At 34.2% G+C, this 24042-nt stretch carries 23 protein-coding genes; 7 read left to right on the plus strand and 16 right to left on the minus strand.

The features are described from left to right. Window positions 1-43: 43 nt before the first annotated feature. Window positions 44-2446 (minus strand): phenylalanine--tRNA ligase subunit beta, encoded by a 2403-nt coding sequence (pheT, locus tag OH814_RS19805; protein ID WP_308829354.1) that lies wholly within the window; start codon window positions 2444-2446, stop codon window positions 44-46. A 280-nt stretch (window positions 2447-2726) separates the two neighbouring features. Between pheT and OH814_RS19810 the strand changes: the two genes are divergently transcribed. The 5 genes from OH814_RS19810 to OH814_RS19830 all read left to right on the plus strand — a co-directional run bounded on the left by OH814_RS19810 (window position 2727) and on the right by OH814_RS19830 (window position 6782). Continuing rightward, window positions 2727-3359, plus strand: a complete 633-nt coding sequence (locus OH814_RS19810) for an NAD(P)H-dependent oxidoreductase (protein WP_308829355.1) — start codon at window positions 2727-2729, stop codon at window positions 3357-3359. 27 nt (window positions 3360-3386) lie between these two features. Continuing rightward, window positions 3387-3824, plus strand: coding sequence for a MarR family winged helix-turn-helix transcriptional regulator (locus tag OH814_RS19815; protein ID WP_123885531.1), 438 nt, complete (start codon window positions 3387-3389; stop codon window positions 3822-3824). Further along, window positions 3821-4243 carry an organic hydroperoxide resistance protein gene (locus OH814_RS19820; protein WP_308829356.1) on the plus strand — a complete coding sequence of 141 codons (423 nt, stop codon included), beginning with the start codon at window positions 3821-3823 and terminating at the stop codon, window positions 4241-4243. Before OH814_RS19815 ends, OH814_RS19820 begins: the two co-directional genes overlap by 4 nt. Window positions 4244-4969: 726 nt before the next feature. Next, a complete protein-coding gene (locus OH814_RS19825) occupies window positions 4970-6091 on the plus strand; it encodes a lactonase family protein (RefSeq protein WP_308829357.1) in 1122 nt (373 codons plus the stop codon). 64 nt (window positions 6092-6155) lie between these two features. Beyond that, entirely contained in the window at window positions 6156-6782 is a 627-nt protein-coding gene (locus tag OH814_RS19830; protein ID WP_308829358.1) for a hypothetical protein, read from the plus strand. A gap of 9 nt (window positions 6783-6791) precedes the next feature. On the opposite strand, the gene OH814_RS19835 is transcribed toward OH814_RS19830, so the two are convergent. The 9 genes from OH814_RS19835 to OH814_RS19875 form a co-directional block, all read right to left on the minus strand. Continuing rightward, on the minus strand, window positions 6792-7421 hold the full coding sequence (locus tag OH814_RS19835) for a peptide deformylase (RefSeq protein WP_308829359.1): 630 nt from the start codon (window positions 7419-7421) through the stop codon (window positions 6792-6794). A gap of 385 nt (window positions 7422-7806) precedes the next feature. Further along, complete coding sequence (locus OH814_RS19840) at window positions 7807-8679, minus strand: ChaN family lipoprotein (RefSeq protein WP_308829360.1); 873 nt, start codon at window positions 8677-8679, stop codon at window positions 7807-7809. 368 nt (window positions 8680-9047) lie between these two features. After that, window positions 9048-10076, minus strand: coding sequence for a ChuX/HutX family heme-like substrate-binding protein (locus OH814_RS19845; RefSeq protein WP_308829361.1), 1029 nt, complete (start codon window positions 10074-10076; stop codon window positions 9048-9050). A 4-nt stretch (window positions 10077-10080) separates the two neighbouring features. Continuing rightward, the gene (locus tag OH814_RS19850) at window positions 10081-10731 is read right to left on the minus strand and encodes a class I SAM-dependent methyltransferase (RefSeq protein ID WP_308829362.1); all 651 of its coding nucleotides are present in this window, start codon (window positions 10729-10731) and stop codon (window positions 10081-10083) included. Beyond that, window positions 10732-11505 carry a heme ABC transporter ATP-binding protein gene (locus OH814_RS19855; RefSeq protein ID WP_201134874.1) on the minus strand — a complete coding sequence of 258 codons (774 nt, stop codon included), beginning with the start codon at window positions 11503-11505 and terminating at the stop codon, window positions 10732-10734. Next, window positions 11505-12545, minus strand: coding sequence for an iron ABC transporter permease (locus tag OH814_RS19860; RefSeq protein ID WP_308829363.1), 1041 nt, complete (start codon window positions 12543-12545; stop codon window positions 11505-11507). The genes OH814_RS19855 and OH814_RS19860 overlap by 1 nt, the downstream gene beginning before the upstream one ends. Continuing rightward, window positions 12529-13407, minus strand: a complete 879-nt coding sequence (locus OH814_RS19865; RefSeq protein ID WP_308829364.1) for an ABC transporter substrate-binding protein — start codon at window positions 13405-13407, stop codon at window positions 12529-12531. Before OH814_RS19865 ends, OH814_RS19860 begins: the two co-directional genes overlap by 17 nt. Window positions 13408-13430: 23 nt before the next feature. Continuing rightward, window positions 13431-14540: an HmuY family protein gene (locus tag OH814_RS19870; protein ID WP_308829365.1), complete on the minus strand. Its 1110-nt coding sequence runs from the start codon at window positions 14538-14540 to the stop codon at window positions 13431-13433. Window positions 14541-14550: 10 nt separating this feature from the next. Continuing rightward, window positions 14551-16671 carry a TonB-dependent receptor plug domain-containing protein gene (locus OH814_RS19875; RefSeq protein WP_308829366.1) on the minus strand — a complete coding sequence of 707 codons (2121 nt, stop codon included), beginning with the start codon at window positions 16669-16671 and terminating at the stop codon, window positions 14551-14553. A 252-nt stretch (window positions 16672-16923) separates the two neighbouring features. On the opposite strand from OH814_RS19875, the gene OH814_RS19880 reads away from it, so the two are divergent. Continuing rightward, window positions 16924-17748 carry a T9SS type A sorting domain-containing protein gene (locus tag OH814_RS19880; RefSeq protein WP_308829367.1) on the plus strand — a complete coding sequence of 275 codons (825 nt, stop codon included), beginning with the start codon at window positions 16924-16926 and terminating at the stop codon, window positions 17746-17748. Window positions 17749-17947: 199 nt separating this feature from the next. Beyond that, the gene (locus OH814_RS19885) at window positions 17948-19249 is read left to right on the plus strand and encodes a T9SS type A sorting domain-containing protein (protein ID WP_308829368.1); all 1302 of its coding nucleotides are present in this window, start codon (window positions 17948-17950) and stop codon (window positions 19247-19249) included. Between the two features lie 231 nt (window positions 19250-19480). Here OH814_RS19885 and OH814_RS19890 read toward each other — a convergent pair whose 3' ends face one another. The 6 genes from OH814_RS19890 to OH814_RS19915 form a co-directional block, all read right to left on the minus strand. Further along, window positions 19481-19771 (minus strand): putative quinol monooxygenase, encoded by a 291-nt coding sequence (locus tag OH814_RS19890; RefSeq protein ID WP_308829369.1) that lies wholly within the window; start codon window positions 19769-19771, stop codon window positions 19481-19483. Between the two features lie 83 nt (window positions 19772-19854). After that, window positions 19855-20739: a sulfite exporter TauE/SafE family protein gene (locus OH814_RS19895; protein ID WP_308829370.1), complete on the minus strand. Its 885-nt coding sequence runs from the start codon at window positions 20737-20739 to the stop codon at window positions 19855-19857. A gap of 26 nt (window positions 20740-20765) precedes the next feature. Then, complete coding sequence (locus OH814_RS19900) at window positions 20766-22007, minus strand: GTP-binding protein (protein WP_308829371.1); 1242 nt, start codon at window positions 22005-22007, stop codon at window positions 20766-20768. Window positions 22008-22082: 75 nt separating this feature from the next. After that, the gene (gene cysD / locus OH814_RS19905) at window positions 22083-22991 is read right to left on the minus strand and encodes a sulfate adenylyltransferase subunit CysD (protein ID WP_308829372.1); all 909 of its coding nucleotides are present in this window, start codon (window positions 22989-22991) and stop codon (window positions 22083-22085) included. 25 nt (window positions 22992-23016) lie between these two features. After that, window positions 23017-23709, minus strand: coding sequence for a phosphoadenylyl-sulfate reductase (locus OH814_RS19910; RefSeq protein ID WP_308829373.1), 693 nt, complete (start codon window positions 23707-23709; stop codon window positions 23017-23019). Between the two features lie 81 nt (window positions 23710-23790). After that, window positions 23791-24042: Rrf2 family transcriptional regulator (locus tag OH814_RS19915; RefSeq protein WP_308829374.1), on the minus strand; the 252-nt coding region annotated here is incomplete at its 5' end.

A 24042-nucleotide genomic window follows, 5' to 3' on the forward strand; every position in this document is an offset into this window, starting at 1 on the left:
AAAAGCGGACAAAATGCCCGCTTCCAATATATGATATTTTCTTTTATGATCTCAACTCAGCATTAAACTCTTTTTGGAAAGATTTAATTAAAGAATCCATTACGTGAGAAATTTCTTTTTCTTCAAGAGTTTTTTCTTCGTTTAACAATTCAAAACTCATTGCGTAAGATTTCTTACCTTCCGGAAGGTTTTTCCCTTCATAAACATCAAAAAGATTAATGTTTTTAATGAATGGAGATTTATTCTTTTTAGCCGTCTGATACAACTCCTGATAAGAAATATTCTTGTCAATCAGTAAAGCTAAATCTCTTCTGATCTTGTTGAATTTAGGAATATCTTTAAATTTCAATTCGTTCTTAGAACGTAGTTCCTGAGCAAATTCAAGCTCGATTTCTGCGTAGAAACAATCCTGATCTACATCAAAATCTTTCAGCATTTGAGGCGCTACTTTTCCGATTCTTACCAAAGTTTTATCTTCAGATTTGTATTCAATTGCATCAGAGAATCTTTCGTCATCTAAAGCAACTTCTTTATAATCAATTGCCAATCTTTCAAACAAAACTTTCACATACGCTTTCAGGTTGTAGAAATCTGTCGCAGATTTTGGCTGTAACCAGTTTTCAGCAACATTTCTTCCTGAAACCAAAATAGCCAACTGTTTTCTTTCCTCGTACTTCTCTCTTTTATGGTAAATTTTTCCGAATTCAAAAAACTTAATATCCTGATTTTTTCTGTTGATATTGTAAACCGCATTCTGCAAAAGCCCTTCCAATAGAGACTTTCTCATAAATGCTAAGTCTCCGCTTAAAGGATTCAGTAATTTCACCGCATCGGTTTCATCTTTTACAGAAGTTAATGAATTGTTCATCACTTCGTTGAAACCTAAACTCTGCAAAGTTCTTGCCCAAGAGTTTTCCAACTCATCCTGATCATTTGCACTTAATTTTACAGGCGTAAATGAAATTTTCTGCGGAGCATCGATTTTGTTGTAACCGTAGATTCTTAAAATCTCTTCGATAACGTCGATTTCTCTTGTAACATCGGCTCTGTAAGCAGGAACAGAGATTTCAAAACCATTCTGAATATCATTTAAAACCTGAATTTCAAGTGCCTTTAAAATTTCTTTTACTTTCTCTCTGTGAATTTTTGTTCCTAAAATCTGCTCGATTTTTGAAAATCTGATGATGATGTAATTATCTTCAATTTTCTTAGGATATTCTTCCAACAACTCTCCTACTAATTTTCCTTCAGCCAATTCTTCAATCAATTTGATGGCGTGAGTAATTGCTGTTCTTGTAATATTAGGATCAACCCCTCTTTCAAATCTAAAAGAAGCATCCGTATTCAAGCCATGGAATTTTGCTCCTTTTCTCACCGCAACCGGATTGAAATAAGCACTTTCAAGGAAAATAGTTTTTGTCTCACTAGAAACTCCGGAATTGGCACCGCCGAAAACTCCGGCAATACACATCGGGTTATCCTGTCCGTCTTTAATAATGATTTCAGAACCGTTTAATGTTCTTTCAACACCGTCTAAAGTCGTGAATTTTGTTCCTTCTGCAACAGTTCCTACTTTTACTTTTTTGTCTGCAATTTTATCTGCATCAAAAGCGTGAAGCGGCTGACCAAAACCGTGAAGAATATAATTGGTAATATCTACAATATTGTTGATCGGGCTCAATCCGATTGCTTTCAATCTGTCTTTTAGCCAAGCTGGAGAATCTGCAATTTTTACGTTTTCGATTACTGCACCAATGTATCTTGGCGTCAGTTCAGTATCTTCAACTTCAAGCGTAAAACTGTGCGAACCTTCATTATTTAAGGCAACAGAAGATACTTTTTCAAACTCAGATTTTTGCTGATTTGTTGAAAGAAATGCGTGCAAATCTCTTGCTACCCCGTAATGCGACATTGCATCGGTTCTGTTTGGCGTTAAACCAATTTCAAGAACTTCGTCATTCGTTAATTCAAAATAATCAGCAAAGTTTTTTCCTACTTCATATTTGGTTTCTTCTAAAACCATAATTCCGCCGTGATCGTCGCTCAAACCTAATTCGTCTTCTGCGCAGATCATTCCCTGAGAAACCTCACCTCGGATTTTTGCTTCTTTAATTTCAAAAAAGCTTCCGTCTTTAGCATAAATTTTGGTCCCGACCACCGCAACAGGCACAGTTTGTCCTTCTGCAACATTCGGAGCTCCACAAACGATATTTAAAACTTTTCCGTTTCCTACATCTACCGTTGTTTTGTTTAATTTATCAGCATTCGGATGTTTCTCACAAGTCAAAACTTTTGCTACAACGATGCCTTCAAGACTTCCCTTTACACTTTCAAACTTATCGATTCCTTCTACTTCAAGACCTATATCGGTAAGAAATTCACCAATTCTCTCGGTTTTCAGTTCTGTTTTTATATAGTCTTTCAGCCAGTTGCTTGATATCTTCATTAGTAGAATTTTAAATATTTAATCTTCAGATTATGTATTCATCATTTTTACAACCATGAATCACCTCCGAATTTGCGTCTACAAATGTCGTGTTTTTTTGAGAAATACCGAAATTCAAAAAGGTTAAAAAAATCATATTCGTGCTTATTGATGAATTAAAAACATATTTAAGTAGGGATTAAGATTGGCAATAGATATTATCTAAAATAGATTTCTCAAAATTAAATTGCACGCAATTTAATTTCATTATACCTTTGTCTTATAATTTAAAACAAGAAAAATGTCATTAATTGAAGATTTAAACTGGAGACATGCGGTAAAAGCTTATGATCCGGCAAAAAAGGTTTCACAAGAAGATTTAAATAAAATTTTAGAAGCAGCAAGATTAGCGCCCACTTCTTCAGGGTTGCAACCTTTCAGAGTTATAGTCGTAGAAAATCAGGAATTGAAAAATAAAATGGTGAAGGGCGCACTGAATCCTGAAGTAATGAGAGATTCTTCACATGTATTGGTTTTTGCAGCTTGGGATAGTTATTCGAACGAAAAAATCGATAAAGTGTATGATTATACAACGGATGAACGTGACTTACCGAGAGGTCGTTTTGGCAGCTACACCGATAAAATCAAAGAATTATATGGTGCACAGACTCCGGAACAACATTTTGCACATACTGCACGACAAACTTATATTGCTTTGGGGCTGGCGATGGCTCAGGCTGCTGAATTAAAAGTAGATTCTACACCTGCTGAAGGTTTTAGCAACGAAGTCGTAGATGAAATTTTAGGTCTAAAAGAATTAGGCTTGAAAAGTGTAAGTTTGCTGTATCTTGGCTACAGAGATCAGGATAATGACTGGATGGCTTCAATGAAAAAAGTCAGAATTCCTATGGAGGAATTTATTATTAAAAAATAACAATTCATCAACTTCACTTTCGCACTTATGGAAAACTCAGAATCTTTAAAATTAGAAAATCAAATTTGCTTTCCGTTATATGTAATTGCAAAAGAGATTACCGGGCTCTATCGTCCGTTTCTTGATGAGCTGGATATTACCTATCCGCAATATCTTGTGATGATGGTTCTGTGGGAGAATGACGGACTTCCTGTAAATCATATTGGCGAAAAGCTTTATTTGGACAGTGGTACATTAACGCCGCTTTTGAAAAGACTGGAAGCAAAGGGATTGATTCTTAGGAAACGAAAGAAAGAAGATGAAAGAGTTGTTCAGGTTTTTATCTCCGATTTGGGAAAAAAACTTCAGCAGAAAGCTTGTGAGATTCCTTCCAAAATTTATCATAAAGTTGGAGTTTCTAAGGAAGACTGGGCCGAGCTCAGCAACAGCGTAAAAAAAATATTAAACAAATTAGACAACAAATGAAAACATTATATACAACAAAAGTTACCGCAAAAGGCGGAAGAAACGGGCAGGTAAAAAGTGAAAACGGAATTATTGACCTTGAAGTAAGAATGCCAAAAGCTTTAGGCGGAGCCAATGACGACTTCACAAATCCTGAAATGCTTTTTGCAGCCGGATATGCTGCTTGTTTCGACAGCGCTTTAAATTTAGTTATCAATAAATCTAAAGTAAAAACCGGTGAAACAACCGTGACAGCTGATGTAAGCATTGGTCAGATAGAAAACGGTGGATTTGGTTTGGCGGTTGAATTAGAAGTTAACATTCCTGAAGTTTCTCTTGAAGAAGCTCATGAATTGACTAAAAAAGCTCATCAGATTTGTCCTTATTCTAATGCTACAAGAAATAACATTGAGGTAAAACTTACGGTGACGAATAACTAAGATCGTATCTAAACTTGATATAAAATCTGTTTCAGTATGAAGCAGATTTTTTTTGTTTAATAATTCACAATAAAATTGGACGTAAACATATTATCAAAACGTAGAATATCATCTGAAATTTTTATACTTATCAATTTGGGAAAATCTTCCCTCAAACTGGTTTACACTGTCCCAACTTGGGAAACATTCCTCGCAAAAAGTTTTACATTTTCCCACATTGGGAAAGTCTCCCCGGAAATAGGTTTGCCTCGTCCCAAATTGGGAAACCTTGCCTCTAAAGTGGTTTGCTAAATTTCAAATCAAAAGCATAGAAATTCCGTATTAAATTTAGAAGACTTAACTAAGTGGTTGATAGGTTTAATTGATGGCTGGTAGGTTGAAATTCAATAACTTTAAAGCTCATAATGAGTCATTGAATAGTTTCAATACCTTGTTTTTGGTTCAAGTTTTAAAGGATTTGTATTATATTTGAAAATAAAAATTGAGTACACAGCAAAAAACTTAAAATGTCTTTTGGCCGAAAAGAATCAAATGAAATGATCAAAAAAGGAATATTCAAAAGTTTACAAAGTGTAGAGTTTTCCTTTTATTGTTTGTTTTATTAGCTTTTGAATAACTTATTTCTTCATAAAATATTTTGTGGATCTTGCGGTTAAAAAAATGCATATACCAAAAAAGTAAAAACTAATTTTTGCACTCTTCATATAACACATTCAACCTTATATTTTGAAAAAATTTTTCGTCTTAACTTTTACTTTTTGTACTTGGATCTATTTTTTTTCTCAAAACACGTATGCTTTTTTTGGCTCTTTCAATTGGGATAAAAATACAGAAGGAATTTATGTTTATAAATTAGATACCATTAACGGAAATTTATCAAAAATAACCACAGTTAGAGGTGTTCTCAATCCTTCTTTTCTGACAATTTCACCCAATGGAAAATATATTTATGCATGCACAGAAAGCAAAACAGAAAACGGAGGAAGCGTAAGCAGTTTTGAGTTTAAACCTAAAGATGAATTGCTAACCTTTATCAACAGTGAAAAAAGCGGTGGTGAAAACCCTGTTTATCTTACTGTTCACAAGAATGGCAAATGGCTTATCAATGGAAATTATACGGAAGGAAGTGTTTCCGTTTATCCTATTTCTGAAGGTGGAAAAATCGAACCTCATGTTCAGAATTTTCAGTTTTCAGAAGGAAGTGTAGACGTTAAGAGACAGAATCGTGCTCATATTCATTCAACAGTTTTTTCTCCTAACTATGATTATCTTTTTCTCCCAGATCTCGGAGCAGATAAAATAAGAGCCTATCAATTTAAAAATGAAAACGCTCAACCTTTACAAGAAGCTAAAACTGCTTTTACAAAAACAACCTTAGGAAGCGGACCGAGACATTTTACGTTTCATCCAAATGGAAAATATGCTTATTGTATTGAAGAAATGGGAGGAGCCGTCAGTGTATATTCTTACAAAAATGGGAAGCTGAGTAATCTTCAACGAATTCATACTCATTCGGAAAAATATAAAGATAGCTTTGAAAGTTCCGATGTTCACATTTCGCCCGATGGAAAATTTTTATATGCCTCAAACCGCGGAAAGGAAAATAATATTGCTATATTTTCAATTCAAAATAACGGAACATTAAAAACTGTCGGTTATCAATCTACAAAAGGAAAACATCCAAGAGTTTTTGGTCTCGATCCGAGTGGAAAGTTCTTAATTGCAACCAATACAGGAAGTGGTAATGTTGTTGTATTTAAAAGAAATTTTGAAACAGGAACACTAAAAAAAGTTGGTAAAAAGATCAAAATAAAAAATGTCTCTTGTGTACAGATAAAGAAATACTAAATCACCATATAAAAGAATAATTTTCTTATTTTTGGCTTTAAAATTTTCTCAAAACATCAAGATTATGAAATATATTTTAAGCGTTTCTTTACTTTTGTCAGTATTTTTCTCTTACGGGCAAAACTATCCATTTGCAACAGAATTTGTCAACGGTAAAGTAATCCTTAAAGATTTATCTGAACTTAATGGGCAGATAAAATGGTTTCCCACCCAAAATGATAAATTACATTTCCGATCAGATGAAAAAGCAAAACCCACAAAATATGCTCCCAATGATATTACAAGTTTCTCTGCTGAAAATTTGAAGTTTGTTCCTTTGTATAATTTCAAAGCTTATGCAGATAACTATGCATTGGTTGGAACCCCAACAAAGATTACGGAGACATTTGGAGAAGTTGTTTCGGAAGGTAAATTCAATATTTATTTTACATCAATCAGAGGATATAATCCAATTGCAAGAACGTTAGAAGATTATCCTAATTTTGTGTTTCAGGATGCTAGTGATGCTGAGAAAAAGCTTTATGCCTATCCTTACAGAATCAGAATGAAAGAAAAGAAATACGAAAAAGCAAAAGAAGATCTTTATATTCTTTTTAAAGATCATCCAGAAATTGTTGACAAAATAAAAGCTTTCAAAAAAGAGAACGATTTTTTAGAGATCATTAAAATGATTGAAGATATCAGCAAATAAAAAAGTAATTTATCTCGTTACAGAATCACTCTTCTTATAAGCATCTACCGCTTGGTAAGAATCATTCTCCTCTTTTTTCTTTTTATCTGAAATTAAAATTCCAAAAAGATGATCAATTTCGTGCTGGAAAATCACGGCGGTAAAACCTTCCACCATTTCTGAGAATTTCTGGCCTTTTAAGTCAACATATTCAAGTCGAATTACTTTGCTTCTATAAAACTGATCTCTAAATTCGGGAATCGATAAATCCCCTTCCGGACCAAGATTCTGTAATTCTGATCTCCAGGTAATTACAGGATTAATGAAATATTCCAACGGTTCTCCTGCTTTGTCAAAGCGCTGTACCCAAATTATTTTTCTGTTGATTCCTACTTGCGGAGCGGCAATTCCTACTCCACCGTCCGTCGAAAGAAGTGATTTCTCCATTCTTTTAACCAAAATTGCTGTGTTTTTATCAAGCGGATCAATTTCTGTTGAAAGATTAAGCAAAGTGGTATGTTGATGAGCATCAGTAGTCTGATAAATTGGCAATGCAGAATTGATATCGCCCTGATTAATAAGAGAAATTTCGTTGGTTGTTAACTTTTGAGCATTGATAAAACCGATAAAAAATATGAAGAGTATGGAGATTTTTTTCATTTTTTTTACAAAATATAAACAAATATAATCAATGTCTTTTAAACAGAATATTTGTCATTCTGACGAAGGAAGAATCTAAGCTTTATTTTTAGAGATTTTTCGCTTTGCTTCGTTCAGAATGGCAAACTTTGCAAAAAAAAGGACTTTATTAGACTCCGTTCAGGACGACAAGCCCATTTCTATTGAATATTTTTGCTTAGATTCCTACGGAATGACAACATTGTGTATATTTTTTCTCACGCAGATTAAGCAAATTAAACTGATTAAAGTCTAAGTAATTTTGGAAAGGGTTTAATACATTAGTTTGAAAATCTCCGATTTTCTTTATATTTCAACTTATCTCTTTTACCTTTTTACTTGGTTCTTTTCACTTATTTCTTTAAACCTAATAAGTCTTGGTCATATCCGCCGGAACAATCAGATTAAAATCTGTCGGGATATATTCTTTTTCAGGGATTTTCAACTCATCATCTTCAGATTCAAAAACAGAAATTACCGCCATTTTTAGATTTGGATTTTTCTGTTTGATGTACCAGTAAATTCCGCCAAATTCTTTACTGTGGAAATTTCCGTTGTAATGAATAAATGTTTTTCCGGGTTGCAGGTTGTTGAGAATAGATTCTGCCATTGTAGCATCTTTCGTTGCCTGAGCCGAAATAAAATTCATCACTTTGGTTCCTTCTGCATGATCGCCCATCATTTTTTTCATTTCAGGATAACCGGGCGTGTCTAAAGTAACATTGATCGGCAATTGAGCAATGTAAGATTTTTCTTTTTCACTCAGTTTATTTAATGATTCCAAACCTTCTTTTGCCGTCTGAGAAGCATATTTTCTCGGAATATTGGTCGCAATAAAATTCAGGTTTTTATCTTTTGCAAAATCAACCAAAGGTTTGTAATCTGTGGTAAAATTATTCCACAAACGAACAGAATCTTTCAGACTTTTTGCTTCAATTTTACCGGCAAGATATTTATTAAGCTGTGGCTGATTGTCTCTTTCAAACATTTCAGCTCCCAAAGTAATCTGTTTATTTTTTTGATCATACAACCCTTCTGTTACTTTTAACTGAAGCCAGTGAACAATTGAATTATTGTGCAGTTCACCAAAGAAAACAACATCGTAATCAGCAAGTTGCTTGATCAATTTCTCAGTTTTGATGGCTTTTCCTTTTTTGCTGTAAAATTGATAAGGTTTAAAATTCTGCGCTTTAACAACAGAAAAGCCTAAAATTAATATGGCGATAAAAATATTTTTCATTTTATTAAGTTTTTAAACAAGAATATTACAAATTTATATTGACTGTACTGCAAATGTAGGTTTGTTGGTTTTTCGCAAAGACGCAAAGTTTTCACCTTTATTTTGTTTTTAAGGCGCAAGAAAATCAAAGATTTTCAGCAAGTGATTTATTAATCGAATTATGCAAATATGCAGTTTTAAATTTTATCGAAGATAAAATCCTTGCGACTTAAAACGTAAATTTAAAAAATTCTTGCGTCTTTGCATTTTCCAACATTATATCTAAATTTGGAGTCAGTGTTATTGTGACAGACATTTGTGTTTAAGTTCAACAAAAAAGACCGCTTTGAATCTTCAAACAAAACGGCCTTCATCAAATCATCTAATTATTACTTTTCAAGATCTGCTACCAAATCTTTCCATTCTTGTAATTCAGGGATTCCCGGCTTTCTTTTTCCGAAAAACTGTACAATAAAGTCTCCTTCTTTGTTGAATACTTCGATTGCCGTCACCTCACCGTCTTCGGTCGGTTTTTTCACGATCCATGCTTCAGTGATTTTTGTGACATCTAAATGTAAGTTGAAATCAGGATCCATTACATTAAACCATTGTTGGTGCCACATTGTTTTTTTCACTTCTCCGGTGTGGATTTGGATAATTCCTCTGTTCCCAACGAAAATCATGATCGGAAGATTCTTTTCAGAAGCATCTTCCAAAACATTTACCACTTTTGAAGGATCTATTTTTTTAGCATAACCTTCCGGCGCCAATCTCAAAGCCTGAGTTCTTGAAACCCCGAATTTTCTGGTCATCATAAAGAAATCGTGTGTATCTTTAAGTTCAGTCCAAGCTTTTTTAAAACCTTCAGCATCAATTTCTGAATCTTCTTTTTCAATAGCTTTTGGAGCAACCGCTTCAAATTCAAAAGTTTGGTTCTGATTTTCAGCTCTAAATTGAGCAACGATAGGATCGAAAGCTTCAACATTGCTGTCTTTCGTTACATAAATTTTGTGAAGCGCCAAACCATCTTTTCCGAAGAACTGAAGACTTCTTTTATCACCTTCAACTACAGCGAAAGCAAATTTCCAGTGATTTTGGAAGATTCTTAAATCGATATCTTCACCTACAAAAAGCTGTGCATGAGGACTGCTGAAATCACCGTTTAAGTAAGTTCCTTTTCTTTCGTGAACACACTCGTCATTTCTTGTTAGCGCCATTACTTTCCCTAATTTTTCAACTTCCGTTAAGATGTTGGCAAATTCAGGTTTTAAAACGGTAACTTCTTCCCCTACGTTAGTTAATAATAATTCTGCTTCGCTTACACCCAGTTGTTCAGCGGCATTTCTTATTCTCAAATGTGGATTTTCTACTTTCAGAGCTTCCCATTTTTCTTTCAGATCGTTAACTATTGTATTCATTTTATTATTTTTTTATGGTTAAAACTGTATAATTTCTTTTGATTAATTCGTCTCCGGTTTTGCTTTTTATTTTTTCCTCTTTTTCGGAGATTTTTATTCTTTTAAAACGACTTTCAGATATTAATTCTTCCATTTCGTCGTTATTGTAAAGCGTAAAATTAAATTTTGTAAATGGTAATTTCTCCATGAAATCTCTCTGTGCGAAAGTAAGGACGAAGGTTCCCGTATTTTTTAAAACTCTGTAAATCTCGTTGAGAAACTCAACCGGATGTTCCCAGAAATAAACGGTATTGACTGTAAATATTTTATCAAAAACCTCATCTTCAAAAGGAAGCTTTCTGCCTTCATACAAAATAAAATCAGCCTGAGATTTGAATTCTGTATTCAGATTCTGAGCTTCTTTACGCATTGTTTCAGAAATATCAATTCCTGTATATGTAAGGTCTTTGGCTTTATTTAAAATACTTTTAAGATGACCTGCATTTCCATGACCAATTTCAAGAATATGCTCATCATCTTCTATCAAAAGTATTTTGATGCTTTCAAGCGTCATTCCTATATTGGTGGCATTCATCATTTCACCAATTTCAACACCTTTTTCACCTTGCGGGTTGGCAAGATTTTGGGCTAATATTTTTAAATCTTTCTCTTCCATTTATCCAAAAATAATCATTGGGTTTGAGTTGACCGGATGCGGACAAATAGTACAAGGAAAGTTGTAGGCCTGCGTAATATTTTCGGAAGTAAAAACTTCTTCCGGCGTACCGTACGCCGAAACTTTTCCTGATTTCATCAATAAAATTTTATCTGCAAACTGAGCAGCAAGATTCAGATCGTGCAAAACAACGATGGCTGAATTGGCATGCTGTGTAAATTTTTTTATGATTTCTAAAGCTTTGTACTGATGCTTTACATCTAAATTATTCAAAGGTTCATCAAGAAAAACAAGTTTTTGCTCTAACTCATTTTCAAGTTGCGCCATTACTCTCGAAAGATGCACTCTTTGCTTTTCACCACCAGACAACGTATTGTAATCTCTTTCTTTAAGATGGTAAACGTCGGTTTCGTACATCAATTTGTTCATCGCTTCGAAATCTTCTTTTCTTGGCTGAGAATCAAAATAAGGATAACGCCCCATCATCACCACATCTTTTACCTGCAAAGGAATCTCGTTGGAATTATGCTGAGAAAATTTAGCTTTGTGTAATGACAATTCTCTCACTTCCCATTCAGAAATATCTTTATCTTTAAACATTATTTTCTGCTGTCCCTGCTTCACTTCATTCGCCAGAATACTGAGCAAACTTGACTTCCCGGCTCCGTTTGGACCAACAATTGCCAAAAAGTCCCCGTAATCTAACGTGACATCTACATCATTCAGAATAAAAAATTCTTTATGCTTATAATCAATCTGACGTGCCTTTAACATTAGAATGATTTTTTAAATTTAATTAAAATAGCGATAAAAATAGGGCCGCCCATTAACGCCGTTAAAATACCAATCGGTAATTCTGAAGGCTGCACCACACTTCGGCTAAACGTATCTGCCACCAACAGTAAAATGCTTCCGAAAATTGCAGACAGCGGTAAAATAAACGTATAATTCGATTTAAATAAAAGCCTTAAAATATACGGTACAATAAGCCCTACAAAACCAATCGTTCCTGAAAAAGCAACGCAGGTTCCGATCATTAAAGCCGTTAAAATAACAATCTGTTTTTTTAATCTTTCAACATTAATTCCTAAATGCTGTGCATCTTTTTCACCCAACATCATTGCATTGAGCGCTTTTCCTTTCGGAAGAAGAATAGTGTAAGAAATTACGATTACGATTGCTAAAACAATATTTTTAGTCCAGGTTGCAGCAGCCAAACTTCCCATATTCCAGAAAGTAAGATCTCTTAATTGTTCGTCTTTCGAGATATAAATCAAAAAACCAGTGATAGAAAATCCGATTGCGGTAATTGCAACTCCACTCAACAACATCATCACAACATTGGTTTTCCCACCACTTGTAGATATCCTATACACCAACAACATTGCTAATAAAGCTCCTATGAAAGCTGAAATACCCGTCAGTGAAAACTGTACCATTTCAGGAAGATATTCTTTGAAATGCCCTCCTAAAACAATTGCAATTGCCGCCAATAAAGTTGCTCCCGAAGTAAGACCTATTAAATCTCCCGTTGCCAAAGGATTTTTAAACAATCCCTGTAAACTCGTGCCTGAAACCGCCAACATACTTCCTACCAAAATAGCCATGATAATTCGCGATGCTCTCACGTCCCAAAGTACATATTTATCACTTAACTGCAGATTGGGATCCCCCTGAATGAACTGACCTAAAACGGTAAAAGGTGAAACGCCGTTGAAATCGTAGACACCGATATAAAGTGCCACAATTGCCAGTATAACCAGCAAAAGGGCACTTATAATAAGATAAATATATAATTTATTTTGTGCTTTCAACTAAAAGTTTATTTAATGAAACTGCAGCCTCACCAAGTCTGGGTCCGAAGCTTGAAACTAAACCTCCATCCATTGCGATAATTCTTTTGTTTTTACCTGCATTGGTTTGAGAAACACCTGGCATTTTTAATGCACCTTCGTTTCCACCTGATCCCTGAAGGCCAGTCGTAAAGAAGAATAAAACATCAGGATTTGCTTTTACAACCGCTTCCGGAGTTAATGGTTTGAAATCTTCGAAGTCATTGATTGCGTTTTCACCTCCTGCAAGATTAATTAAAGCTGCCATAGGCGTATTTTTACCAGAAACCATCATCATATTTCCTCTTGCGTAGATGAATAGTACTTTCGGTTTTTTGGCAATTGGCTGAATTTGCTTTAAATCGGTATCAATTTTATCGTTTAATTTCTGATAATCTGTGTTTCCTACAGCTTTTGCAACATCAGCAATTAATTTTTTGGTTCCGTCAACTGTAAATTCTTGTTTAAATAATTCAGTTTTGATACCTGAAGCTTTTATTTTCCCTAATAAATCTGGATTGATATCTTTATCTGAAGCTAAAATCAAAGTTGGATTTACCGCCATGATCGGCTCAATCGTCATAGATCTTACATGACCCAAATTTTCAGCAGTAGCTTTCAGAGATTCAGGATATGTACTGGTAACATCTGTTGCTACAATTTCGTTTTCGTGACCAAGAGCAGCAACAATCTCTGTGATGCCTCCACTGATAGAAACGATTTTATTATCAGATTTCGGAGTGTCAGAAGAAACTTCAGTTCCGTTTTCTGTAGGTTTTTGAACTTCTTTTTTGCAAGAATATACTGCCACTAAAACAGAAGCTGCAAGGATGAATTTTTTCATTTTTATCTAATTATTATTTGATTTTAATACAATGGTTTATATTCGAACTGGGCAAAACCTCTTTCACCAGCCTGACCGTATTGATCGGTTGCTGCTTTTGTAAGTCTTGTGAATCTTAATTTAAAATAATTCCCATCAGGATCTTTAATCACGTAGAAACGATCACCATACACTTCAAGACCATTTGTTCCCACAGGATTTCTCCAGTTTGCACCAATAACTCTTTGATCATTGTATATAAATTTCGATTGATCAATATCTGAAAAGTTGAAATTCGTATATGCCTCAACTCCCGAAGTAGGTGAAGGAATTACAACCTCGTATGCTCCTGCTCCTCCGACATTATTACTCGTTACAAAGTCTCCGTAAATATAGCTTCCTGCTCCTGTAATCGTATTAGTAAATACTGTGAAACACAGATCCCATTTCTTTTTTTCTGGCTGAATAAAAAGCTCTTTATTTTCTTTCATACTTACAAATTTGAAGTTGTAAGCTGAATTTTTCGAAACTGTAATTTCTTTATGATCCGTTTTATTCATTTCAGCATATTTTATTTTGTACCCTGCTCCAGATCTTATAATCTGTACTTTCATCCAGCCACGACTATCACCTCCGGTAGTAATTGAACCAACAGCTGTTACTCCGTGAAAGATATCTTTTCCCATATTCACCAGATAGATAGCATTTTCTGAGTCATTAGCTTTGATTTCTTCAATTGCAGTAGTTCCTGACGGGAAATCTCCATTAACATCGTCAATGTAAACTACATTTGCAGGATTAAAGTTGGCAACTTGTACCTGATCTTTCAAAGCAGCTACACTTGCTTCTGTAACCAAATCAATATTGGTAGCACCATCAATTTTCCCCGCTGCCATCATAATTGATGAGTTGAGAACTACTTTAAATTCGTTTCCAGAGTACAATGCCAAATCCCAATCGGTTCTTTTTGTATATGTTTTGGTATCAGTTCCCAAATCTATCCAAACCTGATTAGGCTGTGCAGCACCTCCAACGTTGGCGTCTACCACATTACCATCGGTTTTTGAAACTTGTACAGGATCTTCGTTATCGTTAATACAAGACTGAGAAATGAAAGAGGCTCCTATTAATAACCCAAATAGTATTTTTTTCATTTTAATTTATTTAAAAATTATAATTTAATCTGGCAAAGTAGCTTCTGCCATAGAAGAGATTTGCTGCAGAATCGGCTGAATTATGTGCTGTACCTCCTATTGTAGTATCTCTTACGGATGAAACATCAAAAATATTTTTCACTCCTACACTTAGCTCAAAATGATTATTATAGAATGGCTGAGAAACAATAAAATTCATCATGCTGAAATCTTTTCTCTCACCGATTACGAAATATGATGATGTAAGATCTGAAACCAAAACAGGGATTTGAGTTTTCCCTGTATATTTATAGTACAATGAAAGAGTTGTATTAATCTTTGGAAGTGTATAATTTGCTGATAAATTAGCCTCTAAAGTATAGAAAAAATCGTCTGGTGAAGTAGCACCGCCTGCTTTTAACACTCTGGAAATACCATAGTAAGAAGCATTTGCACCGACAACAAAATTATTTTTCTGAGCTCTGAAATTTGCCTCGAATAAGTAAGATTCAAATTTATCAATGTTGATATATTTATACTGTAACGGCGATTGATTAATAAGTGCTAATTCAATTCTGTTTTTCAGATTAAGATAGGTCCCACTTGTTCCTACTTTTAAATTCCAGCCCGAACTTGTATTTATTTTCTTTTCTCCATTTAGTGAAACCGTCATACCTTCTTCAGGAACAAGATCTTGATTTCCTTGTATATCATGATTACTGTCTACTCGATAGGTATAAAGCTCATCAAAATTTGGAAACCTATTTGCGCTTCCAACGACCAGCCTAAGATTATCATTCTCAGTAATTTTTGCTCTTGCAGTAACCGAGTAATTATGTTGCGTCTCAAATTTATCACTTAATGCCAAACGATAACCGGGACGGATTGATAACCAATTATTGGCAGTCCATTCTGCAGAAATGAAGTTGGCATAATTGAAAATTTTTCTTGTTACGTCGCTGGTTCCTTGAAAAACCCCCGCAGCATTCCCTGCAAAACCGGATGTATGATCCAATTCATATCCTAATTGGAAATTAATTTTATCGCTGTTTAGGAAATTACTAAAAACTCCTCTCGAGTAAATTACGTCTGCTTTATTATAAGATTTGTATTCATCTTTTTGTGCCGTCTGTCTGTTTGGAACATCATATTCAAAATCTCTGAATTTTCGATCCTGAGTTTGATAAGAAAAGTCTCCTGTATAATTGATTGTACCCAATTTTGTCTGTACATTCAGCTGATTAAGATATCTTGTAGTAAGATAATCTCTATCTGTTGCAGTATAGGTTCTGTTTCCTTCACCTAAATATAGCTCAGTAATTATCGGATTATAATAATTTAGCTTTTCATTTAAATATCCAAACTTATAAAAGATTGACGTTTTATTTTTAGTATATCGTAAAATACCGTCAACATTCAAAACATCTTTAGGTTGCCAATCATATCCTCTTTTTCCGTCATTAGATTCATTAAAATATTTATATCCATTTTGATCTCCTCTAAAACCTTGAAAATCATTATGATTAATATTTGCTCCAACATACCAATTCTCATTGATATTGTAACCCACATTTAAATTCTGAATATGCCTTCCCTCTCCTTTTTTATACCAATCATACTCTTTACCTACAGTTTCTTCTTGTAAAGAAGCTGATAAACTTAGTTTTTTCTGGCTATTTTTTTTAGTGATAATATTAATAACACCTGCAACAGCATTAGAACCGTAATCTACACCCATTGAACCTCTTACAAGCTCAATTCTTTCAATATTGTTTACATTAAGTTTAGTTAAATCAATATTATTTCCTAAGCCTATATCGCCTACCACAGGAATATTATCAATTAAAATTTTGGTGTATTCACCACCCAAACCCATTAAACTTGCTGTAGAATTTCCTGAATTACGATCCGATACAATAAGAACATTTAAACTTTGATTCAGAACTTCTGCAACATTTGTTACAGCCATATTTTTAATCTGCTGAGCATCAATCACCTCAACTTTGTAAATTGATTTATTGATCGATTGCTGCATGTATTGTCCGGTGATAACAACCTCTTCTATTTTCTTTTGATTAAGAGAATCTTTTTCCTGTGCATTAATCCATAAAACTGTTGATAACGACACAATTGAAAACACTTTCTTCTTCATAGATTCAAAATTTCGACAAATATAGGACTTTATTTAGAATAAGTAAAAATAATTAAAGTTTTGTCATATGATATTTTAACTGAAAATGATGATAACAGAATTTTGATAATGATAACAGATATTCTGAAAATTATTATAATACATTGTATGTCAACAATATTATTAAATTTAAAAACAAGACAAAAATCATTATTTTATTTAGAACAATTAAAAACTAATCAGTAATTTTGTGACTTATAAATATTAGAAAAAATGAAATTAAAATTACTTTTTGCAGGATTAGTTTTTTCAGCCGTTACAGCAAATGCACAAGTGGCTACAATTAACCAGAATTTTAACAATTTTACAATAGGAAATACAACATTTCCTCAGAATAGTTGGTCTGCCGTACTCCCTCCGATGAATACTCCGCCGAGCCCGCCGTCTCCAATGATGATTGTATATGCAGAAGCAAATGATGCTACAAACAGATATGTGTCATCGTATTCCGGAGGTAATAAAGACACTCCGCAATATTTAGTGTCTCCACAAATTGTTGCGCCAACAGGAAATAAAACGCTCTCTTTCAAAGCAAGAAGAAATGGACAAAATGCTGCTCCAATAATTGTACAAGTAGGATTGGCATCGAGCCCTACAGATATGACTACTTTTGTAGCTGTAGGAGCACCCGTTACACTTACAGACAATACCTATCAGACTATTACAAGAGCAATCCCAAGCTCATCTTTAAGCTATATTGTTTTTAAAACTGTAAATGCTGTTACAGGTGTACCTCACACAGCAGCAGATTTTGACGACGTGGTTTATGACTTAACGGCTAGCTTATCTGTTTCTGATAACTCAAAAAAAAATAACTACATTCAGTTCGCTGTAAATGCAGACAATACTGCTCTTTTTTTTGTGGGTAAAACAGAAATTAAAAAAGTAGATGTTTATTCTGCAGCTGGTCAAAATGTAGCTTCAGGGAAACCTAATAATAATTCTTTTGACATCAACACTCTTCAAACCGGGGTTTATTATATCTCAGCCCAGACTAAAGATGGAAAAGCTATTCAATCAAAATTCATCAAGAAATAATTGATTTCAAATATATTCTAAAAAGTGAGTTACTAATGTAATTCACTTTTTTTTGTTTTAAATCTTTGAAAACCAACACTTTAATGTAAAATACTTATTTACAAAATTCAAAACAAGACAAATGTCATGTTTTTATTTAGAATTATTAAAAATAATTATCTAGTTTTGTAGAATAATTCTAAATAAGGAAATTAAGGTTATGAAAACAAAATTATTTTTGGCATCAGTATTTGCTTTATCAGTGCAGCAAACTGTATTGGCTCAGACAGATGCAAACGGATATACTACGGTAAACCTTACAATGGGACCTTCGTATCAAAACAGAGTGTTCTTTGATTTTAGTGCAAACAATATTGTTTCTCAACCAGCAAATTCTTGGGATATTGCATTCTACAGAAACTCTACTTACGGATTCGGAACCAGAATGAATGATGCTCAGAATGTAGAAGTGTATCAAGCCGCAAATACAGCAAGTGCCTGGAATACGATTACCACTAATAATATCTCGACCTACGGAGCGCCTTTATATAATTTGGATAATACAACTGCTCTTGAGAATGGTGCCTTTGAACAAGGTTCTGCAACCTATGGCTGGGGAGAATATAACCCTTCTAATCATCATGTGGTAGGAAGCGTCGTTTTTATTTTAAAATATCCTTCAGATGTTTTCTATAAATTTATGATTGAAGATTTCTTTGGCGGGTACACTTTTAAATATGCAAAATGGAATTCTACCACTTCTTCCTGGGATGCTACACAAACAAAAACGATAGCTAACGGAACTGATGATGCTTTCTTCAACTATTTCTCTTTTGCCACAGGAGATAAAGTTGCAAATCTTGAGCCGCCGAGAGCCAATTGGGATATGATGTTTACAAGATACTGGAATGATTATCCATATGTTGATCAGCAAGGAAACCCACAAACAATGAAATACAGATTGTCTGGCGTTATTCAAAATCCAAATATTACTGTAGCAAGAGTAAAACCTGAAACACAGGCTACCACGACTTCCGCTGTGCCTGCATTAACTGCATTTTCAAACAATATCACAACAATCGGACATTACTGGAAACCTACAATAGGATTGCCTTACTCCGATGTTGTTTATTATGTAAAACAAGGCTCTGATTATTACAGAATGTACTTTGTTTCAAATGATGGGTCATCTACAGGAAATATGTACTTCAAATACAAAAATATTACCTCAACATTGGGTATTACAGAGGTTAGCAAGAAAGCGTCATTCGGTATTTATCCGAATCCGACAACGGCCGACAAAAAAGTAACTGTTTTATTTGATGTAAAAGAAAAAGACAACAACAAAGGAAGCGTTGAAGTTTATGATCTTACCGGTAAGAGAGTTTATAATGCAGAGCTGAGCAATCAGGCAGGTTTCTACAAACAAGATCTTAATTTATCTCATCTTCCGGCAGGAAATTATCTGGTGAAAATTTCTTACGGTGGTAAGACAGAAACTAAAAAACTTATTGTAAAATAAGAAACATGAAGAAGTGAATTTTCTTCGCAGTGAATTGTCAGTAGTCAATTTTAAATTCACCATTAACAGCGAAACTAATTGACCATTCACCACAAAATTAATACTTTCTATTTTTTCTAATAAAAAGGCAGTTTCAAGAATGATGAAACTGCCTTTTGCATTTTTTCTAGCATCTAGCATCTAGCATCTAGCATCTAGCATCTAGCATCTAGCATCTAGCATCTAGCAAAATTAATAAATCTTAAAGCCTTTATAAACCTGTGTTGCTTCTTCCAGTATTTTAGACGCATTTTTTCTGAAATCCATTAGATGATCCGTTCCGTTGTGTTGGCTGTGATGCTCTACACTTTCCCATAATTCAATCAGGAAAAAAGTTCCTTTATTATCTTTATCTTCAATTAAGTCATATTGCAGGCATCCATCTTCTTTTCTGGTTTCTCTTACCAAAGTCTGAAATAGTTCTACAGCATCCATTAAGTTGTTTTCTTTAAATTTGAAAAGGGCAACGATATGTAAATTCATGTATTATTTTTAGGCAGTAAATGTAAATTATTTTTGATTTTAATTGAATTCAAATTATCCTAAATTTTTCACAAAAAAATAGTCTAAAAGATCGACTTAAATATCGTAATCGAGCTCATCACGATCACCAAAGTTCCGATGATAATAAACATATTTTTTACAGGAAGTTTTGCAGTAAGCATTGCAGAAAAAGGTGCAGTAATAATTCCGCCAATCAAAAGCCCTAAAATAATATTCCAGTGTTGAATTCCTAAGGTTAAAAAGAAAGTTACTGCTGCAGTAACAGTCAAAATAAATTTTGCAACCGTAGAACTTCCTACTGCAAATCTGGGCGTAAAACTGTTTTTAATTAAAGTTCCGGTTACCAAAGGTCCCCATCCTCCACCAGCAAAAGAATCGATAAAACCACCAATCACTCCCAATCGGGTAAGATTTGTTTTTTTCTTTAAAGCTTTATTCTGTTTAGGTTTAAAAGCATTCGATAAAATCTGAATTCCAAGATACAGAGTGTAAAAAGAAATTACTGTTTTCGTAATTTTCGAATAATATTCACCGAGATAAGTCAACGAAACGGCTCCAATAATTGCTCCGATAATCGCAGGAATCGCGAGCCTTTTCACCAGACTTTTGCTTACATTTTTTAGTTTAATGTGACTTATACTTCCGGCTGCTGTTGTAAAACTTTCAGCAGAATGAATACTTGCACTTACCGCATGCGGAGGAATTCCCAGAAATAAAAGTGTTGTGGTGCAAATCACTCCATATCCCATCCCCATTGATCCGGCGACAATTTCAGCAAAAACTCCTACCAAAAGCATCCAGTAAAAAATGTAATTGTCTTTGGCAAGAATAATTTCAAGTTCATCCAAATATCCTAAGCTGTACATCGACAGAAATGTGATTGCCAAAACTGCAATTGTAATCAATAGCAGATTGAGCCTGAACTGAATTTTTTGCGAAATTATCATATCATCATGTGTGTTAAATTAAAAACTTATAAAATCATCACCGCTCCAACAGTAGAATTGCTGGTTTCATCAATCAAAATGGCATTTCCGGTGGACTTGCTTTCTTCAAAACTGTCAAAAACCAAAGGCGATGCTGTTTTTAATCTTACTTTTACTACTTCATTAAGCTTTACATTTTCGGTAATTGGAGTTTGCTCTAAAGTATTAACATCGATTTTATATTCAATTTCTTTAATGATAGCTTTCTGAGTCTTGCTCTTATGCTGAATGAAATATTTGTTTCCTTCGTTGAGTTCTTTTTTATCGAGCCAGCAAACTACAGCTTCAAACTCATTTTCAACTTTCGGCTGTTGATTGGTTTTTACTAAAAAATCTCCACGGCTGATGTCGATATCATCTTCCACATGAATCACGGCAGGCTGATTGGTAAATACAAAATCTACTTCATGACCTCCTGTTTCAATTTTGGAAATTTTAGTCTGAATATTTTGTGGAAGCACCGTAATTTCATCTCCTTTTCTGTAAATTCCTGAAATCACTTCTCCGGCATAACCTCTGTAATCATGCAGCTCATCAGTTTGCGGACGAATAACATACTGCACCTGAAATCTTGGATTTTCTTTTTCCTGATCTTGATTGATTTCCACATTTTCTAAGAAATCTAAAAGTGTTGAACCTTGATACCAATCTGTTTTCTCAGATTTAGAAACAATATTATCCCCATTAAAAGCCGAAATCGGAAAATAATTGACGTTTTCCAGCTTCAGTTTTTTGGCAACCAATTCATATTGAGCTTTAATATCATTGAAAACTTCTTCGGAATAATCTACCAAATCCATTTTATTAATCGCAACTACCACATTTTTCATTTTTAATAATGAAGCGATGATGGAATGTCTTCTGGTCTGCTCAATAACGCCTTGTCTTGCATCAATCAAAATTATAATCAATTGCGAATTTGAAGCTCCCGTAATCATATTTCGAGTGTACTGAATATGTCCCGGTGCATCGGCAATAATGAATTTCCTTTTTGGAGTCGAAAAATATCGATAAGCAACATCAATGGTAATTCCCTGTTCTCTTTCGGCTCTTAATCCGTCGGTCAAAATCGCAAGGTCTACTCCGTTTTCGTTTTTATTTTTTGATTGTTTTTCCAGCGCTTCAAGCTGGTCGATCAATATATTTTTGCTGTCGTAGAGAAGTCTTCCGATCAACGTACTTTTACCGTCGTCTACACTTCCTGCAGTTATAAATCTTAATATGTCCATAAGTTTATTTATTAATGATAATTGATCAATGATAAATCATCTCAACTTTCTTTTAAAAATCGTTTATCATTTATATTAAAAGTAACCTCCCTTCTTTCTGTCTTCCATTGCGGCTTCCGTTACTTTATCATCAATTCGGGTTTCGCCACGTTCTGAAATTCGGGAAGCGGTAATTTCGTTCACAACCTGATCTAAAGTTTCAGCAGCGCTTTCAACTGCAGCAGTACAAGTCATATCTCCAACCGTTCTGTAGCGCACTTTTTTATTTTGAATCTGATCATTCTCATCAATCTGAATGAAATCTGATACCGCAATTAATTGTCCGTCATACTCAATCACATTACGATCGTGCGCAAAATAAATCGAAGGCAGCTGAATATTTTCTTTTTTAATATAATTCCAAACATCGAGTTCCGTCCAGTTTGAAATAGGGAAAACTCTTACATTTTCACCTTTGTTGATTCTTCCGTTGTAGATATTCCACAATTCCGGGCGTTGAAGTTTCGGATCCCATTGTCCGAATTCGTCACGAACAGAGAAAAATCTTTCTTTTGCTCTGGCTTTTTCCTCATCTCTTCTCGCTCCGCCAATGCAGGCATCAAACTGAAACTCTTCAATGGTATCTAATAAAGTATGCGTCTGTAACCAGTTTCTAGAAGCAAATTTTCCTTTTGGCTCGGTTAATTTTTTTGCTTTAATGGTGTCTTCAACTTTTCTGACGATCAGCTCTGCACCAAGACTTTCAGCAAAATAATCTCTAAACTGCAATGCTTCAGGAAAATTGTGTCCCGTATCAATATGTACAAAAGGAAAAGGAATTTTCATCGGAGCAAAAGCCTTTTTCGCCAGATGAACCAATGTAATAGAATCTTTTCCACCGCTGAAAAGCAAAGCTGGTTTCTCAAACTGAGCCGCAATTTCACGCATGATATAAATGCTTTCGGCTTCCAGTTGTTCCAGATAATTTAGTTTATAGTCACTCATTATTATTCGAAAAATTAAATGTGAATTAATGTGAATGCAGACCGCATTCTTTTTGTGAAGTTTCCCACCACCATCTTCCGGCCCGTGGGTTTTCGCCTTCTTCGATGGCTCTTGTGCAAGGTTGGCAACCCACACTGATGAAACCTTTTTTATGTAAAGACAATTCCTGAACTTTATGTTGTTCTAAATAATGTAGAACATCCTGATAAGTCCAGTTAATTAATGGGTTGTATTTGTATAATTTCCGTTCTTCATCCCACTCCAAAATTGGCATATTTTCACGGTTTTCAGATTGTTCAGAGCGTAAACCGGTAATCCAGACTTTGGCATTTTCCAAAGCACGGTTCAACGGCTTTACTTTTCGTATAAAACAACATTCTTTCCTGTTCTCAACGGAATGGTAAAAACCGTTGATACCTTTTTCCATCACATATTTTTCAACATCGCAAGATTCGGGAAAGTAAACTTCAGTTTTCTTTTGATAACGCGAATTATTTTTCGAAAGCAAATCGTAATGCTCATAAAAAAGACGTCCTGTATCTAAGGTGAAAACTTTTATCGGTAAATTATTTTTGAAAATAGCATCTGTAATTACCTGGTCTTCCTGACCAAGCGAGGTTGAGAAAACAATCCCTTCTGAGAATTTAGAAGAAACAAATTGTAATCCGTCCTCCAAAGTAAGCTGCTGTAAAGTATCTATATCCTCTTTTGAAAACATAATTTCTGTTTGATACCAGCAAATATCTAACAAAAATGTTATCCTACCAAATAAGTAGACTTATAAAATCAAAATTAGGACTTAATCAATTAGGTCTAAAAGTGTTTTTTCTTCTAAAATTTTAAGCGATGCATCTCTCACCTCTATCAAAACATCGTGTAAACTGCAGTGATCTTCGTTGCAATCTGCACATTTTTCATAAAAATTAAGACTTACACAAGGAAGCATTGCAATGGGACCATTTACGAGACGAATAATCTTCGCCAGATTTACATTTTGAGGATTTTCTTTGAAAAAATAGCCTCCTCCTTTTCCCTTTTTACTATCAAGGAT

The sequence above is a fragment of the Chryseobacterium sp. CFS15 genome (genome assembly GCF_031118795.1).
Taxonomy (GTDB): domain Bacteria; phylum Bacteroidota; class Bacteroidia; order Flavobacteriales; family Weeksellaceae; genus Chryseobacterium; species Chryseobacterium indoltheticum.